The organism is Sporosarcina sp. BP05 (assembly GCF_014282005.1).
Taxonomy (GTDB): Bacteria; Bacillota; Bacilli; order Bacillales_A; family Planococcaceae; genus Sporosarcina.
The window spans coordinates 1-328 of the sequence record NZ_JACFTD010000102.1 but is presented as its reverse complement, the minus strand read 5'-3'; the positions used below and the strand labels follow the sequence as shown (position 1 = coordinate 328).

Genomic DNA, 328 nt, shown 5'->3' with positions numbered 1-328 from the left:
AAAGGATTTTTTGACAATATCAATCATACTTTGCTAATTAAGCAGCTATGGAATCTAGGTATTCAAGATAAGAAAGTTTTAGCCTGTATATCAAAAATGCTGAAAGCTGAAGTGGACGGAGAAGGTATTCAGACAAAAGGCTCACCACAGGGTGGTCTACTTTCACCGTTATTGTCTAATGTTGTACTGAATGATTTGGACCAATGGGTAGCCGACCAATGGGAGCTATTCCCCCTCACGAGGCCCATTAAATCTCAGCCTGGCAAACGAAGCGCAAAAATGAAGACTAATTTAAAAGAAGGTTATATTGTTCGCTATGCAGATGATT

1 protein-coding gene is annotated in these 328 nt (G+C 39.3%); it reads left to right on the top strand.

All coding sequences use genetic code 11. The features are described from left to right. A partial coding sequence (locus H2672_RS19380) for a reverse transcriptase/maturase family protein (RefSeq protein WP_186674027.1) occupies positions 1-328 on the top strand: 328 nt, incomplete at both ends.